This window comes from Verrucosispora sp. FIM060022, from assembly GCF_003977705.1.
Lineage (GTDB): Bacteria > Actinomycetota > Actinomycetes > Mycobacteriales > Micromonosporaceae > Micromonospora > Micromonospora gifhornensis.
In genome coordinates this window covers 127,287-143,619 of the sequence record NZ_RQIV01000007.1, presented here as the reverse complement: position 1 = coordinate 143,619, position 16,333 = coordinate 127,287, and the positions used below count along the sequence as shown (strand labels likewise).

Here is a 16,333-nt window from a genome sequence, read left to right as displayed (position 1 = left end):
CGGCGTCAACTCGCCGACCCGGCGATCTGTTCCCGCACCTGCCGCTTGAGGCGACCCAGGATGGCGGTGCCGCCACGCACCCGCAGCGGACTGATCGCCTGCGCCAGGCCCATCCGCTGATACAGGTCGTCCGGCACGGCGAGCACCTGCTCAGGGCTGGCCCCGGCCAGCCCTTCGGCGAGGATGCCGGCGAACGCCCGAGTGGTCGGCGCCTCCGGCGGGCAGTCGAACAGGGTGCGTACCGCGCCCTCGGGCGTCACCTCGGCACGCAGGAAGAACGATGTCTGGCACTCCGGCACCTGCTCCATGCCCTCGTGGCCCTCCTGCCCGGCGGGCAGCGGCGGCACCGCGTCGGAGTACTCCAGCAGCATCTCCAGCACCACGTCCCGCGGGGCGGCGGCGAACTCGTCCACGATCTCGGCCAGCTTGCTCGGCATCTCGGGCATCCCGCCAGGCTACCGGCGTGCCGCCCTCACAGCGTGGGGGCTTGCTCGCTGATCTGCCCGAGGGCGGACTGCGGGTCGAACTGCACGGCCAGGTCGCCGAGGGAGACGATGCCGACCAGCTTGCGTTCGGCGTCGCAGACCAGCACCCGGCGTACGCCCCGTTCGCGCATCAGCGCCGCCGCGTCACCGGCCGAGCAGTTCTGCTCGATCATCACCACCTCGCGGGTGGTGATCGAGCCGATCGTCGTACTGGTGGGGTCGCTGTTGGCGGCGACCGCCCGGACCACGATGTCGCGGTCGGTGAGCAGACCGGCGAGGGTGGCGCCTTCGGTGACGACGACGTCACCGATGTCGGCCTCCTTCATCACCCGGGCCGCCTCGTCGAGGGTGGTTTCCGCCGGCAGGTAGATGACCTGTCGGGTCATCACGTCGGCGACGCGGTAGTCGGACATGAGAGCCTCCATGCAACGTTTCGGCCGATCGGAATGCGGTACCCCGTTCTCCGGCGACTACACCCCATTCGGCGCGAGGCTCACCGTTGCGTCGCCGGCGCCAGCTGGGCGAGCAGGTCGGGCAGCGACAGCTCGACGCGCTCGCCGGTGGCCCGATCACGCAGTTCGACGTACCCGTCGGCGAGGCGGCGGCCGACCACGACGGTGCGCGGGATGCCGATCAGCTCGGCGTCGGTGAACTTCACCCCGGCCGAGACGCCGACCCGGTCGTCCACGAGCACCCGCAGGCCGGCCGCGGCCAGTTGCGCGCCGAGGTCCACGGCCGCGTCGAGCTGCGGGCCCTTGCCCGCGGCCACCAGGTGTACGTCGCACGGTGCGACCGACGTCGGCCAGACCAGTCCCCGCTCGTCGTGGTGTTGTTCGGCGATGGCCGCCACCGCCCGGGACACCCCGATGCCGTAGCAGCCCATGGTGAGTCGTACCGGCTTGCCCTGCGGGCCGAGCACGTCGACGGCGAAGGCGTCGGTGTAGCGGCGGCCGAGTTGGAAGATGTGCCCGATCTCGATGCCCCGGCGCATCGTCAGCCGGCCCTGCGCACAGGCCGGGCAGGGGTCGCCGGGACGCACCTCGGCCGCCTCGACCGTGCCGTCGGGGGTGAAGTCCCGACCGCAGACCACGTTTGTGGCATGCCGGCCCGGTTCGTTGGCGCCGGTCAGCCAGGCAGTCCCGGCCACGACCCGGGGATCGACCAGGTAACGGAGACCGAGCTTGTCGAGCACCTGTGGCCCGATGTAGCCACGGACCAGTTCCGGATGGGCGTCCCAGCCGTCGAAGATGTCCACGGTGGCCGGTGACAGTGCGGCGGCCAGCCGCTTCAGGTCCACCTCCCGGTCGCCGGGCACCCCGACGACAAGCAGTTCGGCCTTCTCGACACCCGGGCGGCGTACGGTCAGCACCACGTTCTTCAGGGTGTCGGCGGCCGTCCAGTCGGTCCGACCGCCGAGCGCCCGCTCGTTGGCGAGAGCGACAAGACTGGCGATGGTCGGCGTCTCCGGGGTGTCGTGCACCTCGACGGCCGGTTGCCGAAGCGGATCGCCGGCCGGTGGCACGGGCGTAGTGACCGCCTCGGTGTTGGCCGCATGGTCACAGTCGGTGCAGCCGACGTAGGTGTCCTCCCCGACCGCTGCGGTGGCCAGGAACTCCTCCGACGCGGAACCGCCCATCGCCCCCGACACGGCGTGCACCACCGTGTAGTCCAGGCCGAGCCGGTCGAAGATCTTCTGGTACGCCGCGCGGTGCCGGCCGTACGCCGCCCGCAGACCCTCGTCGTCCAGGTCGAAGGAGTACGCGTCCTTCATCAGGAACTCGCGCCCACGCAGCAGACCGGCGCGGGGACGGGCCTCGTCGCGGAACTTGGTCTGGATCTGGAACAGCGTCACCGGAAGATCCCGGTACGAGGTGAACAGCTCCTTCACCAGCAACGCGGCCATCTCCTCGTGGGTCGGCGCGAGCAGGTGCTCGGCACCGCGCCGGTCGGCCAGGGTGAAGATGTCGTCGCCGTACTCCGTCCACCGCCCGCTGGTGCGGTACGGCTCGGCCGGCAGCAGTGCCGGGAAGTGCACCTCCTGGCCACCGATCGCGGTCATCTCGGCCCGCACGATCTCGCTGACCCGGTCCAGGACCAGCTTGCCCAGTGGCAGCCAGGTGTAGCCGCCCGGCGCGGCCCGCCGCAGGTAGCCGGCGCGCAGCAGCAGCCGATGACTCGGCACCTCCGCGTCGGCCGGGTCGTCGCGCAGGGTCCGGAGCAGCGTGGTGGACATCCGCAACAGCATTGCCGCAGGGTACGACCGCAGGGCCGATGTCGGCGAACGCATTGCGCATCAGCGGTCGTCGGGTGGCTCGCTCAACCCGGCCCGATGCGCGATCACCGCCAGCGCCGTACGGTCCCGGGCGTTCAGCTTGGCCAGCAGTCGACTCACATAGGTGCGCGCGGTCGCGGGACTGATGAACAACGCCCTGCCGATCTCGTCGTTCGTCTCACCCAATCCGACCCGGGCCAGCACGGCCCGCTCCCGCTCGGTCAGGACGGCCAACCGGGGATCGGGACGAGCCGGGCGGGGTGCGGCGGCGAGCCGTTCCATCACCCGGCGGGTGACCGTGGGCGACAACAGGTTCCCGCCCGCCGCAGTGGTCAGCACCGCCCGGCGCAGTTCGTCCGAGGGAGTGTCCTTCAGCAGGTAGCCGGCGGCACCGAGGCTCACCGCCTCGATGATGTCCTCGTCGTCGTCGAACGTGGTGAGGATCAGCACCCGGGTCGCGGCCAGCCCGGCGTCGGCCCGGATCGCGGCGGTCGCGGCCAGGCCGTCCAGCACCGGCATCCGAATGTCCATGAGTACGACATCCGGCCTGTACTGCCGGGCCAGCCGGAGCCCGGACCGGCCGTCGGCAGCCTCCCCGACCACGTCGATCTGCGGATCGGCCGACAGCAGGGTACGGATGCCGGCCCGGACGAGATCCTGGTCGTCGACGATCAGCACGCTGGTCATGCCGGCCCGACCAGCGGAAGTTCGGCGTGAACGGCGAAACCGCCCGGCACCGGGTCGGCGGTGAGTCGACCGCCCAGGCTCTCGGCCCGCTCCCGCATCCCGGCGATGCCGTGCCCGATGCCTGGCGGTCCGGTGCCTGCCTTCGGTGCTTCGAGTTCCGCGTCGGTGCCGCTGTCGATGACCGACAGGATCAGACGGTCCTCGTCCTGGCGGACCCGGATCTCGACCCGGCTGCCGGCGGAGTGCCGTACCACGTTGGTGATCGCCTCCTGCACGATCCGGAACGCGGCGGCCTCGACCGGACCGGGCACGGGCGGGTCGAGGTCGACCCGGACGTCGACGTCGAAGCCGGCCGCGCCGGCCGCCTGGGTGACCGCGTCGAGGTTGGCCAGCGAGACGACCGTGCGGCGTTTGTCGTCCGGCGAGCGCAGCAGCGTCACCGTACGCCGCAGGTCGACCATGCTGCGACCGGCCGCCGACCGGATCAACTCCAGCGCCGAGCGGGCGGTGGCCTCGTCGCGGCCCAACGCCTCCCGCGCGACGTCGGCGTGCAGGGCGATCACCGACACGGTGTGCCCGAGAGAGTCGTGCAGGTCCCGGGCGACAGCCATCCGTTCGTGCTGGACGCGGGTCTGCGCCTCCTGCTGGTAACGCGCGGCGGTCAGTTCGGCGATCCGCCGGGCGTCCGCCTGCGCCGCCCGACGGGACCGCACGCTGTCGCCGAGAGCGATCGCCGCCCCCATCAACAGGACGTGCCCGGCCAACTCGTAGCCGACCACGAAGGCGAAGTCCTGCCCCTCGGCGAGGCGGAAGACCACCGAGACCACGGTGACCACCACGGCGGCGGTGACGGCGGCGGCGAGCCGCCCGTACTCGGCGGCGGAGAAGAGGGCGGCGGCGACCGGCACGGCCAACCCGATCGCCGGGTAGCCGACGGCGTAGTAGGCGAACAGGCCCAGCACCGTCACGGCGAGCACCAGCACCGGGTAGCGGCGACGGGCCAGCATCAGCGCCCCGAGACCGACGGCCCACAGGTACGCGACCCGCTCCGGCCCGTGCCGGCCACCCTCGTTGGCGCTGATCACGATCGAGACGATGACTGTGACACCCACCCCGAGCAGCACATCGACGACCCAGGGGCGGAACGCCTGCTCCCTCGCACGACCGGCCACGAACTCAGCGTACGGCGCTGAACGGGCGCGTCGGGGTCGTCAGAAGGCGACCCGAACAGTCGCCCACCGACGTACCGCCCCTGCCCCCACCCCCGCCACTGTCGAAAGGAAGGGCACCTTGTTAACGCCTCGTGTAGAGGAAGGGCCCCCTATTAACGACGTGAGGGAGTTGCCGCCATGAGCACCGCACAGCCTGTTCCGCAGCGTCGGACGGCACTCGGAATTCCGTGGCCCGCCCTGCTCGGGCTCGCGCTGCTCGGGCTGCCTCGGGTGGTGTTGCACGATCTGGGGTTGGTGCACGAGGGCACCTTCGTCAATCTGCTGCTGGTGGTCGTACCGCCGATGGTCTGGATCGTGACCGCGGTGCTGCGGCGGGTGCCCAACCCCTTCCTCACCCTGCTCGTCCTCGGCCTGATCTACGGCGTGCTGCTGGCGCTGACCCACCAGGTGCTCTGGGACGCTGCGTTCGACGCGCCGCCGACTCTCGGCGGCAATCTCAGCGATCTCGCCCCTGGCACGCAGGCAGTCGTCATCCGGGTCTTCGCGGCCATCAGCAGCGTCTTCACCGGCGTCCTGGTCGGCGCGGTGAGCGGCCTGATCGCCTGGTCCCTGGCCCGCCGCGGGTAGTGATCGCCAGACGTTGTCACCCGGTGGTCCCTGGTCGGAGTCGCCGGGTGACAACGTGATGCTGCGTCGCTATGCGTGCGGCAGTCGGGTGCGGCGTCGGGCCAGGAGCAGCAGGATGCCGCCAACCGTCAGCATGGCGAGACCGGCGCCGGTGATCAGCCCGGCCTGCGGACCGGTGACCGGCAGGCCACCTCCACCCCCGCCATCGTCCTTGGGGAATGCGGCGACCAGGACGGCGAAACCGTCCTGGTTGTCGCTGACGTCCACATCGGCTGCCGGTACGGCGACGGCGTTCGCCGGCAGTCGGGTCCGCTTGGCAGCCGAATAGATATGGCACCCCCAGGCTCCCCAGTCACCGTCGCATTCGCCGGTTCCACCCGCCCACTCCACGGTGGCCATGAGGCCTCCCACATCGGGGAAGTACCACTCTGGCCCGAAGCCGCCGACAGAAAAGGAGATCACATTCGGTGCTTCATCGGTCAGGTTGGTCATCCTGAGGGAGATCTCCTTTTTCAAGGTTCCCAGCGAGACCGTCGTGCTGGACAGATCGAAGGTGAATTTCGCGCCCGGCTCGACCGCCGAGGCGGGACTCGCGGGAACAGCCAGCCCGGAAAGGAGGAGCAGTGTGGCGGCGGCTGCCCGAGACAGCCATCGACGAAGATCAGAGGCCACAGCAGAACCCTTCGGGTAGCGGACAGCGTGGCTGGAGACACTATTCGTGCCGAATTCGCGGCGCTATCCCTCGATCATCCGGAGCGTGCGACCCGGAAACCCACATCGTCGACCGTAAACGTCGGATGGCTGCGACGGCGTACCGAGGCGCGGCAACTCCACTGCTCGTCGAACCAGCCGCCGCCACGCAGCACCCGGTAACTGCCGTACACCTCGGCGTCGTAGACGTCCCAGCACCAGTTCCACACGTTGCCCAACATGTCGTACAGGCCCCAGGTGTTGGGCTGCTTGCCACCGACCTCGTGGATCCGCTCGGCGGAGTTGCCGCGATACCAGGCGATCTCGTCCAACGGCCCGTATCGGGGGCCGGTCGTGCCGGCGCGGCAGGCGTACTCCCACTCGGCCTCGGTCGGCAGTCGGTACCCGTCGGCGTCGACATTCCAGCCGACCTGGTCGCCGTCGAGCCGGTACGCCGCCGTCAGGCCGTCCCGCTGGGACAGGGCGTTGCAGAAGCGGATCGCATCCCACCAGGAGACGCTCTCCACGGGAAGCCGATCGCCGGTCGCCGCGCTGGGGCGCTCGCCGGTGACCTGCGCGTACTGCTCCTGGGTGACCGGAACCGCGGCGATGTCGTACGGCTGGAGTCGCACCGACCAGCGCCGCTGGGTACGCCGGTCCGACAGCGTCACCTGCCCGGCCGAGATGGAGATCATGGCAAGTTCCGCCGTCACGAACAGCGAGCGTACTCGAATTGGTCAGGCGATGACCTCCGCCACGATCCAGCCTCAGGGGCAGCCGGGGATGCCTGCCTGGTGCCAGACTCTCCGACGTTAAGAAGGGGCCCTTCCTATACCGCAGGCGTTAAGAAGGGGCCCTTCCTTACTCCTCTGAAGGAGCAGTGGTGCGCTGGCGTAGTTACGTCGCGGTCGGGGACAGCTTCACCGAAGGTCTGGACGACCCCTATCCGGACGGCAGCTTCCGGGGCTGGGCCGATCTGGTCGCCACCCGGCTCGCCGCCGAGGCCGGTCCCGATTTCCAGTACGCCAATCTCGCCATCCGGGGACGTACGTTTCCGAACGTGGTGGCCGAGCAGGTGCCCATGGCGTTGGCGATGAAGCCCGATCTGATCAGCTTCGCCGCCGGTGGCAACGACGTGCTGCGTCGTACCTTCGACCCGGATGCCCTGGCCGCGCGCTTCGACCAGGTGGTGGGCCGGCTGCGCGCGGACGGGGCCGACGTGGTGCTGTTCCGGTTCGCCGACGTGACGCCCCGGCTGCCCGGACAGCGGCTCATCGGGCCCCGGCTCGCCGTGGTCAACCGCGCGGTCGGCGAGACCGCCGAGCGGCACGGCGCGATCCTGGTCGACCTGTACGCCGACGACACCTACCTGAACTCGACGCTGTGGAGCACCGACCGGTTGCACCTGTCTGCGGCCGGTCACCGCCGGGTCGCCGGCCAGGTGCTCGCCGCCCTCGGCGTCGGCTGCGACGAACAGTGGCTGCTCGTACCGCCGCACCCCGAACCGACGCCCTGGTTGTCGGCCCGCGCGGCCGACCTGCGCTGGGCCGGACAGCACCTGGCCCCCTGGATCAAGCGCCGGATCACCGGCCGCTCGTCCGGCGACACCCTGACCGCCAAACGCCCCCTGCTCGGCCCGCTCCCACCACAACCGCCTCGCTGACCAGGAAGCCGCCAACACGACGACTTCCTGGTCAGGCGGGTGACGCGAGGGCCGCTAGGCGTGCGGCAGGCGCTGCCGACGTCGGGCGAGCAGCAGCATCAGGCCGCCACCTGCCAGCAGGACGACACCGATTCCGGCGATCAGCGTGGTCGGCGACCCGGTGATCGGCAGCTCACCACCGCCACCGTTGCCACCGTCGTCGTCCCCGCCGCTGCGGGGCGCGACGACCACGACGGAGAAGCCGTCCTGGTTGTCGCTGGCATCCACATCCGCCGCCGGTACGGCGACAGCGTTCGCCGGCAGCTTGGTACGCACCAGGTCGGACTTGGCGACGACCTCCTCGGTCAGGCCCTCGACCTGCACGGTCCCGCCCTGCAACGTGACGGGTGCCTTGGTGTCGGCCGGCACGGTCACCAGGTTGTGCACCTCGACGGCGGAGTGAACGTCGTCCCTGGGGTCGGTGTCCTCAGCGGCCGGTACGAGTGCGAGCGTGTCGTAGGTGCAGACCGCCGAGCGTCCGTCGGCGCCGATCGCGCACTCCTCGGGCGGCGCGGTGAAGGTGACGCCCTCGGGTAGGCCCAGCGTGACCTTGACCCCGCTGACCGCCTTCCGGCCCTGGTTGACGATCTGGTAGCGCACAGCGGCCGTCTCGCCCGGGTTCAGCGGCCCGGTCGCTTCGAGCTTGCCGTCCGCATCCACCTGCACCGACTGCTTCACGTCCGGGGCGAGTACCGACAGATCAGCCTCGGCCTCGTCGACGATCGTCAGCGGGAAGGTCTTCTCGACGTCGGGTGACCGCTCGCCCGCCCAGTACGCGTGCACGGTGACCACGAAGCTGCCCTCGTACGGCTCGTCCTGCACGCGGACACGGATGTCGAGCGGGATCTCCGTAGTCTCGCCGGGTCCCGGTATCAACCCCTCATGCGCAGGGGCAGCGATGTGGCAGTAGAAGTGTTCGGGCTCACCGTCGCACTCGCCGATGTCGGTGCCCGGGCCGGGCCACTGGACGGCGGCCTTCTCCCAGGAGTCCGGATCGGTGGGGCGGACGTTGAACTGCCACGCGGTCGGGGTCTCGTCAGTCGTCAGGTTGGTGAATCTCAGATGGATTCTCTTCGTTTCGACTCCCAGCGGAGCCGTCGTGCTGGTCAGATCGAAGGCGAACTTCGGCTCCGGGTCGACCGCAGCGGCGGGACCAGCGGGGAGAGCCGTACCGGCAAGGACGAGCAACGTGGCGGCCACCGTACGTGACAGCCAGCGACGACCAACAGCCACAGCGAAACCTTCCGAGGGAACGGCCAATGTTTGTTGTCGACGATATTCGTGGTGGCCTCGTCGCGCTGTCCCGTCAGCGGAGCGTGCCACCCGGCAGCCCGCGACTGGGTACCTTGGGGATCATGCCTGTGCCGAGTGATCCCGATCCCCGACTCCAGTCCTACGCCGACCCGCAGCGGCTGGTCACCACCGAGTGGCTGGCCGAGCACCTGCACGACGAGGGTCTGGTCGTCGTCGAATCCGACGAGGACGTGCTGCTCTACGACACCGGGCACATTCCCGGTGCGGTGAAGGTCGACTGGCACCTGGAGTTGAACGACCAGGTGACCCGCGACTATCTGGACGCCGAACGGTTCGCCGAACTCTGCGCCGCCAAGGGCATCGGCCGGGACGACACGGTCGTCTTCTACGGCGACAACTTCAACTGGTGGGCCGCGTACGCCCTCTGGGTCTTCACGCTTTTCGGTCACGCCGACGTGCGCCTGCTCGACGGCGGGCGGCAGAAGTGGATCGCCGAGGGCCGGGAGCTGACCCGCGACAGGCCCGACCGACCGCGGGCGCAGTACCCGGTGCCGCAGCGCGACGACGCACCGGTGCGGGCGTTCCGCGAGGAGGTGGCGGCGCACGTCGCGGCGGGCCGCCCGCTGGTCGACGTGCGTTCGCCGGGTGAGTACACCGGCGACATGCTGCACATGCCGGATTACCCGCAGGAGGGTGCGCTGCGCGGTGGGCACATCCCGGGTGCGGTGAGCAAGCCGTGGAAGTCCGCCGCCAACGACGACGGCACCTTCAAGTCGGCCGAGGAACTGCGCGCCATCTACGCCGACCAGCTCGGGCTGAGCCCCGACGACGACGTGATCGCGTACTGCCGGATCGGGGAGCGGTCCAGCCACACCTGGTTCGTGCTGCGCCACCTGCTCGGCTACCCGCAGGTCCGCAACTACGACGGCTCCTGGACGGAATGGGGCAACCTGGTCCGCGCTCCCGTCGTGAAGGGCCCGAACCCGACCTGATCCGTCGAGTCGATCATGGAGTTGCCGGACGCAGGCAACTTCATGATCGATCGGCGGTCGGCTGTCCGGTAGCGCCGGGCGGTGGGGGCCGGACGTGCCCGCCGGGGGTGGATTTGTCCTCTGGGCTGGTGCGGCGTGTCGCCCTGGGAGGGTTTTCGACAGCGCTGCCGGGCGGGCGTTCCCGGCAGGCGGACTGGCGGGTAACCGAGCCTGCCCCCCGTCATCGGCCTGGGTCTACGCTTGCCCGGTGACGGTGGAGCAGCGGGCCCGCGGCGCGAACAGCGGGGCCACGGGAACGGGGCGGCGCCGGTCCCGCAAGGACGAGATCCTGGAGATCGCGGTGGGGCTGTTCGCCTCGCGCGGTTACCACGGTGTGTCGATGGACGACATCGGCGCGGCGGCCGGGGTGACCGGCCCGGCGCTCTACCACCACTTCGCCGGCAAGGAAGCGATGCTTGTCGCCGCGCTGGTGCCGGTGAGCGAAGGGCTGCTCGACGGCGGTCGGCAGCGCGCCGCCGCCCACCCGGGCGATCCCCGCGCCGTGCTGGAGTCGTTGATCGACTTTCACGTCGACTTCGCACTGGCCAATCCCGCTGTCATCGCGTTGCACCTGCACGAGCTGGACCGGCTGCCCGAGGAGCCCCGACGGCGCATCCGGCGTCTTCAGCGGCTCTACGTGGAGGAGTGGGTCACCGTGCTGACCGCCCTGCACGCCGGGCTGCCCGACGGCGAGGCGCGGGTGCTGGCCCACGCCGCGTTCGGCCTGATGAACTCCACCCCGTTCCTCGGCGGCGAGGTCGACCGCCGCCGCCGGGCCGAGTTGCTGCGCGCCGCCACCCTCGCCGCACTTCTCGCCCCCACCGACCCCGCCTGAGCCTCCCGCGCCGCAACCGGCCTCGCCTGGGTCTCCCGCGCCGCAACCGGCTCTGTCTGCGACTCCCGCGCCCCGACCGGAACAGTCTGAGCCTCCTGGCCCGCATCGGCATGCACCTGCCCCGACATGCCGGTCCACCTGCGCCGACGCGCCGCTTCGGCAGCACTGTCGCGGGCGGAGAGTGACCCGCTTCCTTGCTCCACGGCGGTACGCCTGCCTAGCATGCTGTCCCACCATCTGGACGCTCGGAGGACTCATGATCGAGTCGTTGCTGGTCGCCAACCGGGGCGAGATCGCCCGCCGGATCATCCGTACCGCGCGGCGGCTCGGCGTACGCGCGATCGCGGTGCACTCGGAGGTCGACGCCGATCTGCCGTTCGTGCGCGAGGCCGACGAGGCGGTCTGCGTCGGGCCGGCCAACCCGGCGCAGAGCTACCGCAACACCGAGGCGATCCTCGCCGCCGCCGAGTCGACCGGTGCGCAGGCCATCCACCCCGGCTACGGCTTCCTGTCCGAGAACGCCGACTTCGCCCGTACCGTCGAGGCCAGTGGCCTGATCTGGGTTGGACCTGGCGCGGACGCGATAAGCGCGATGGGCGACAAGATCAATGCGCGGAACCTGATGGCCGCCGCCGGGGTTCCGGTGGCACCCGGGACCACCGAGCCGGCCGCCGACCTGACGGCGGCGCTGGCTGCGGCGGGCGAGATCGGCTACCCGGTCATGGTGAAGGCCGCCGCCGGCGGTGGCGGCATGGGCATGGGCGTGGCCGCCGACGAAGACGCGCTGCGTACCGAGTACGACAAGGTGCGCGCGTTCGCCGAGCGGATGTTCGGCGACGGTTCGGTGTTGATCGAGCGCTACTTCCCCCGGGTACGGCACGTCGAGGTGCAGATCCTCGGCCTCGCCGACGGTCGGGTGGTCGCCCTCGGTGAGCGGGAGTGTTCGGTGCAGCGCCGCAACCAGAAGCTGGTCGAGGAGTCGCCCTCTCCGGCGGTCTCCCCAAAGCTGCGGGAACGCCTGCTCGCGGCGGCGGTACGGGCCGGCGAGGCGGTCGACTACCGCAACGCGGGCACGGTGGAATGCCTGCTGGTCCCGGGCACCGACGAGTTCTTCTTCCTGGAGATGAACACCCGGCTCCAGGTGGAGCACCCGGTCACCGAGCTGGTCTACGGCCTGGATCTGGTCGAGGAGCAACTGCGGGTGGCCGCCGGCCTGGCCCCCACCTTCGACCCGGACGCGCTCAGCCCGCGCGGCCACGCCATCGAGCTGCGGATCAACGCCGAGGACCCGAAGCGGTTCCTGCCCGGCCCCGGAGTGATCAAGACCTGGGTGGAGCCCACCGGCGAGGGCGTACGCGTCGACTCCGGCTACGTCGAGGGCAACACCGTGACCCCGTTCTACGACAGCCTGATGGCCAAGCTCGTCGTCTACGCCGACACCCGCCCCGAGGCGATCGCCCGCGCCCGCACCGCCGTGGCCGACTTCGCCCTGGCCGGCCCCAAGAACAACCTTCCCTTCTTCACCGAACTCCTGGACAACCAGGAGTTCACCGCCGGCACCTACGACACCACCCTGATAACCCGCATGCGCTGACCCCATCCGCATGCGGGTGGGGGTGCCATGCTCGGAGAGGACGAGGAGAGGTTGAGGTGCACAGTGAGGTGGCCGGGATGAGGGAACTGCCGGGGGTCGTGTCCATCCGGGAGGTTGGGCCGCGTGACGGGCTGCAGAACGAGGAGCCGATCCCGACCGAGGCGAAGGTGCGGCTGCTCGACGCGCTGTCCCGCACCGGCGTACGGCGGATCGAGGCCGTGTCGTTCGTGCACCCCAAGGCGATCCCGCAGATGGCCGACGCCGACGAGGTGTGGCAACGGGCCACGAAGGTCGACGGAGTTCGCTACTCGGCGCTGGTGCCGAACACGCGAGGCGCGCAGCGGGCCCTGGCCGCCGGGTTCACCGAGATCGAGGTGGTCGTCTCCGCCAGCGATACGCACAACCGGCGCAACGTCAACCGTTCCACCGCCGAGTCGCTCGACGACATCGCCGAACTGATCGACCTGCTGCACGGTGCCGGCGCGCAGGCCGAGGTGATCATCGCGACCAGCTTCGGCTGCCCGTACGAGGGGGACATCGATCCGGCCCGGGTCGCGGCCATCGTGGAACGGGTGGTCGCCGACGGCACCGACCGCGTGGCCTTCGGCGACACCACCGGCATGGGTACGCCCCGACGGGTCCGTGACCTGCTCACCGCCGTACGCGACCGCAACGCGGACATCCCGGTGCTGCTGCACTTCCACAACACCCGGGGCACCGCCCTGGCGAACCTGTTGACCGCGTTGGAGTTCGGGGTGACCGAGTTCGACGCCAGCGTCGGCGGTCTCGGCGGCTGCCCGTACGCGCCGGGTGCCAGCGGAAACCTGGCCACCGAGGAGGCGGTGCACATGCTGCACGACATGGGCATCGACACCGGCATCGACCTCGACGCCCTGATCGACGCCGCCAAACTCGCCGAGGACCTCACCGCCCGCCGCCTCCCCTCCGGCGTCCTCCGCGCCGGCCCCCGCACCGCCCTGACCCCCCTCCCCTGAACCCCCTCCCCTGAACCCCACACGCCCCACCCCTCCCCGCGCCGCCCCATTCACCCGCGATCTTGCAGTTTTTGTCGCCCATATGCGCTCCTTATGTCGATATGTGGCGACGAGAAGTGCAAGATCGCGGGCAGGAGGGGTGGGTGTGGCGTGGTGAGGGTGGGCGTGGGTGGGGTAGATTAACGATCGTTCAGGCTGGGCGTGGTGGGGAGCCGTGGTGACTGTTGACGGTGGGGCGCTGGAGCAGCTCGGTAAGCGCGTTCGGGCCGGTGGCGCGGAGAAGTATCACGCGGCGAACGCGGCCAAGGGAAAGCTGTTCGCCCGGGAGCGGGTCGCGCTGCTGGTCGACGAGGGATCGTTCGTCGAGGACGGGCTCTACGCCAACGCGCTCGCCGACGGGCTGCCCGCCGACGGGGTGGTGACCGGCACCGCCACCATCGACGGTCGCCAGGTCTGCCTGATGGCCAACGATTCCACGGTCAAGGCCGGCAGCTGGGGTGCGCGTACCGTCGAGAAGATCATCCGAATCATCGAGCGGGCGTACGACACCGGCGTGCCGATGGTCTACCTGGTCGACTCGGCCGGGGCGCGGATCACCGACCAGGTCGAGCTGTTCCCGGGTCGCCGCGGTGCCGGCAAGATCTTCTGGAATCAGGTACGCGCATCCGGCTCTATCCCCCAGGTCTGCGCGCTGTTCGGGCCGAGCGCGGCCGGTGGCGCGTACATCCCGGCGTTCTGCGACGTGGTGGCCATGGTGGACGGCAACGCCAGCATGTACCTCGGCTCCGACCGGATGGTCGAGATGGTCACCGGGGAGAAGACCACTCTGGAGGCCATGGGCGGGGCGAAGGTCCACTGCGCCGAGTCGGGCGTCGGGCACTTCCTCTGCAAGACCGAGGCCGAGGCGCTCGACGTGGTCAAGCGCTACCTGTCGTACCTGCCGGCGAACTGGACCCAGCAGCCGCCGACCGCCGAGGCGGTCGCCGCACCCGCCAAGGCGGACCTGGCCGCGCTGGTGCCGGCCAGCGAGCGGCAGGCCTTCGACATGCGACGGTACGTCAAGGGCCTGCTCGACGAGGATTCGTTCTTCGAGATCCAGGCGCTCTGGGCCAAGGAGTTGACCATCGGGTTCGGCCGGCTGAACGGCGAGGTCGTCGGCGTGGTCGGCAACAACTCGATGTTCAAGGGCGGGGTGCTCTTCGTCGACTCGGCCGACAAGGCGAGCCGGTTCGTGCAACTCTGCGACGCGTTCAACGTGCCGCTGCTGTTCCTCTCCGACGTGCCCGGCTTCATGGTCGGCAGCGCGGTGGAGAAGCAGGGCATCATCCGGCACGGCGCCAAGATGATCACCGCGATCTCCGAGGCGACCGTACCCAAGATCTGTGTGGTGGTGCGCAAGGCGTACGGGGCAGGCCTCTACGCCATGGCCGGTCCCGGCTTCGAGCCGGACGCGACAATCGCGCTGCCCACCGCGAAGATCGCGGTGATGGGCGCGGAGGCCGCGGTCAACGCGGTGTACGCGAACAAGATCGCCGCGATCGAGGACGAGGCCGAACGGGCCGCCTTCGTCGCCGCCAAGCGCGCCGAGTACGAGCAGGACATCGACATCGTCCGGCTGGCCAGCGAACTTGTCATCGACGCGATCGTCGAGCCGCACGAACTGCGCGCCGAACTGATCCGCCGCTTCACCGCCGCCCGGAGCAAGGACCGGCACTTCTCCCGTCGTCGGCACGGCGTCACCCCCGTCTGAACCGGCGTCACCGTACGCATCAGCCAGCACCGGCACCGTCGAGGCGTCACGAGCGCTCGTCGGCCGTCCACACAGGAGGAACCCCGATGGACTTCCGGCTCTCCGAGGAGCACCAGGCGCTGCGCGACAGCGTGCGGGACTTCGCCCGCGAGGTGGTCGCGCCGGTCATCGCCGAGCACTACGAGCAGCACACCTTCCCGTACGAGGTCATCCGGCAGATGGGCAAGATGGGCCTGTTCGGGCTGCCCTTCGCCGAGCAGTACGGCGGCATGGGTGGCGACTACTTCGCCCTCTGCCTGGCGTTGGAGGAGTTGGCCCGGGTCGACTCCAGCGTGGCGATCACCCTGGAGGCGGCGGTCTCGCTCGGCGCGATGCCGATCTACCGGTTCGGCACCGAGGAGCAGAAGGCCCGGTGGCTGCCGAAGCTGCTCAGCGGCGAGGCGCTGGCCGGGTTCGGGCTCACCGAGCCGGGCACCGGGTCGGACGCCGGGGGCACCGAGACCCGGGCCGTGCTGGACGGCGACGAGTGGGTGATCAACGGTTCGAAGGCGTTCATCACCAACTCGGGCACCGACATCACCGCCCTGGTCACCGTCACCGCCGTCACCGGCACCCGGCCGGACGGCGCGAAGGAACTGTCCACCATCATCGTGCCGAGCGGTACGCCGGGCTTCATCGTGGCGCCCGGCTACTCCAAGGTCGGCTGGACCGCCTCGGACACCCACGAGTTGACCTTCGACGACTGCCGGGTGCCGGCGGAGAACCTGCTCGGCGAGCGCGGTCGCGGCTTCGCCCAGTTCCTGCGCATCCTCGACGAGGGCCGGATCGCCATCGCCGCGCTGGCCGTGGGCCTCGCCCAGGGCTGCGTCGACGAGTCGATCAAGTACGCCCGCGAGCGGCACGCCTTCGGCCAGCCGATCGGCACCTACCAGGCGATCCAGTTCAAGGTCGCGGACATGGAGATGAAGGCGCACACGGCCCGGCTGGCGTACTACGACGCGGCGGCCCGGATGCTTGCCGGCGAGCCGTTCAAGCGGCAGGCGGCGATCGCCAAGCTGCACGCCAGCACGATCGCGGTGGACAACGCCCGGGAGGCGACGCAGATCCACGGCGGGTACGGCTTCATGAACGAGTACCCGGTGGCCCGGTTCTGGCGGGACTCCAAGATCCTGGAGATCGGCGAGGGCACGTCCGAGGTGCAGCGCATGATCATCGCGCGTGACCTGGGGATGTGACCGG

16 protein-coding genes are annotated in these 16,333 nt (G+C 70.3%); 8 read left to right on the top strand and 8 right to left on the bottom strand.

Annotated elements, in window-relative coordinates; genetic code table 11:
* Positions 1 to 5: 5 nt before the first annotated feature.
* From EG812_RS19735 to EG812_RS19715, 5 genes are all read right to left on the bottom strand, one after another.
* A complete protein-coding gene (locus tag EG812_RS19735) occupies positions 6 to 446 on the bottom strand; it encodes a SufE family protein (RefSeq protein WP_126712429.1) in 441 nt (146 codons plus the stop codon).
* 26 nt (positions 447 to 472) lie between these two features.
* Positions 473 to 898, bottom strand: coding sequence for a CBS domain-containing protein (locus EG812_RS19730; protein ID WP_013730730.1), 426 nt, complete (start codon positions 896 to 898; stop codon positions 473 to 475).
* 80 nt (positions 899 to 978) lie between these two features.
* Entirely contained in the window at positions 979 to 2,730 is a 1,752-nt protein-coding gene (locus tag EG812_RS19725; RefSeq protein WP_126712428.1) for a proline--tRNA ligase, read from the bottom strand.
* Between the two features lie 48 nt (positions 2,731 to 2,778).
* Positions 2,779 to 3,444 carry a response regulator gene (locus EG812_RS19720; RefSeq protein ID WP_013730732.1) on the bottom strand — a complete coding sequence of 222 codons (666 nt, stop codon included), beginning with the start codon at positions 3,442 to 3,444 and terminating at the stop codon, positions 2,779 to 2,781.
* On the bottom strand, positions 3,441 to 4,616 hold the full coding sequence (locus tag EG812_RS19715; RefSeq protein WP_126712427.1) for a sensor histidine kinase: 1,176 nt from the start codon (positions 4,614 to 4,616) through the stop codon (positions 3,441 to 3,443). The genes EG812_RS19720 and EG812_RS19715 overlap by 4 nt, the downstream gene beginning before the upstream one ends.
* Before the next feature lie 177 nt (positions 4,617 to 4,793).
* Here EG812_RS19715 and EG812_RS19710 point away from each other — a divergent pair, with 177 nt between their 5' ends.
* Entirely contained in the window at positions 4,794 to 5,243 is a 450-nt protein-coding gene (locus EG812_RS19710) for a hypothetical protein (RefSeq protein WP_126712426.1), read from the top strand.
* Positions 5,244 to 5,312: 69 nt separating this feature from the next.
* Here EG812_RS19710 and EG812_RS19705 read toward each other — a convergent pair whose 3' ends face one another.
* Positions 5,313 to 5,915 carry a hypothetical protein gene (locus EG812_RS19705; RefSeq protein WP_126712425.1) on the bottom strand — a complete coding sequence of 201 codons (603 nt, stop codon included), beginning with the start codon at positions 5,913 to 5,915 and terminating at the stop codon, positions 5,313 to 5,315.
* A 74-nt stretch (positions 5,916 to 5,989) separates the two neighbouring features.
* Entirely contained in the window at positions 5,990 to 6,628 is a 639-nt protein-coding gene (locus tag EG812_RS19700) for a formylglycine-generating enzyme family protein (RefSeq protein ID WP_126712494.1), read from the bottom strand.
* A 188-nt stretch (positions 6,629 to 6,816) separates the two neighbouring features.
* Between EG812_RS19700 and EG812_RS19695 the strand changes: the two genes are divergently transcribed.
* Positions 6,817 to 7,596: an SGNH/GDSL hydrolase family protein gene (locus EG812_RS19695; protein WP_043722454.1), complete on the top strand. Its 780-nt coding sequence runs from the start codon at positions 6,817 to 6,819 to the stop codon at positions 7,594 to 7,596.
* 54 nt (positions 7,597 to 7,650) lie between these two features.
* Here the strand turns inward: EG812_RS19695 and EG812_RS19690 are convergent, their stop codons facing one another.
* On the bottom strand, positions 7,651 to 8,868 hold the full coding sequence (locus tag EG812_RS19690) for an LPXTG cell wall anchor domain-containing protein (RefSeq protein ID WP_158632525.1): 1,218 nt from the start codon (positions 8,866 to 8,868) through the stop codon (positions 7,651 to 7,653).
* A gap of 122 nt (positions 8,869 to 8,990) precedes the next feature.
* On the opposite strand from EG812_RS19690, the gene EG812_RS19685 reads away from it, so the two are divergent.
* The 6 genes from EG812_RS19685 to EG812_RS19660 all read left to right on the top strand — a co-directional run bounded on the left by EG812_RS19685 (position 8,991) and on the right by EG812_RS19660 (position 16,329).
* Positions 8,991 to 9,881, top strand: a complete 891-nt coding sequence (locus tag EG812_RS19685) for a sulfurtransferase (protein ID WP_126712423.1) — start codon at positions 8,991 to 8,993, stop codon at positions 9,879 to 9,881.
* Positions 9,882 to 10,128: 247 nt separating this feature from the next.
* Positions 10,129 to 10,755 (top strand): TetR/AcrR family transcriptional regulator, encoded by a 627-nt coding sequence (locus EG812_RS19680; protein WP_013730740.1) that lies wholly within the window; start codon positions 10,129 to 10,131, stop codon positions 10,753 to 10,755.
* A 256-nt stretch (positions 10,756 to 11,011) separates the two neighbouring features.
* A complete protein-coding gene (locus EG812_RS19675) occupies positions 11,012 to 12,349 on the top strand; it encodes an acetyl-CoA carboxylase biotin carboxylase subunit (protein ID WP_126712422.1) in 1,338 nt (445 codons plus the stop codon).
* A gap of 86 nt (positions 12,350 to 12,435) precedes the next feature.
* Positions 12,436 to 13,344 carry a hydroxymethylglutaryl-CoA lyase gene (locus EG812_RS19670; RefSeq protein WP_199743916.1) on the top strand — a complete coding sequence of 303 codons (909 nt, stop codon included), beginning with the start codon at positions 12,436 to 12,438 and terminating at the stop codon, positions 13,342 to 13,344.
* 217 nt (positions 13,345 to 13,561) lie between these two features.
* The gene (locus EG812_RS19665) at positions 13,562 to 15,094 is read left to right on the top strand and encodes an acyl-CoA carboxylase subunit beta (RefSeq protein ID WP_043722467.1); all 1,533 of its coding nucleotides are present in this window, start codon (positions 13,562 to 13,564) and stop codon (positions 15,092 to 15,094) included.
* An 86-nt stretch (positions 15,095 to 15,180) separates the two neighbouring features.
* A complete protein-coding gene (locus EG812_RS19660; RefSeq protein ID WP_126712420.1) occupies positions 15,181 to 16,329 on the top strand; it encodes an acyl-CoA dehydrogenase family protein in 1,149 nt (382 codons plus the stop codon).
* The last annotated feature ends 4 nt before the right edge of the window (positions 16,330 to 16,333 follow it).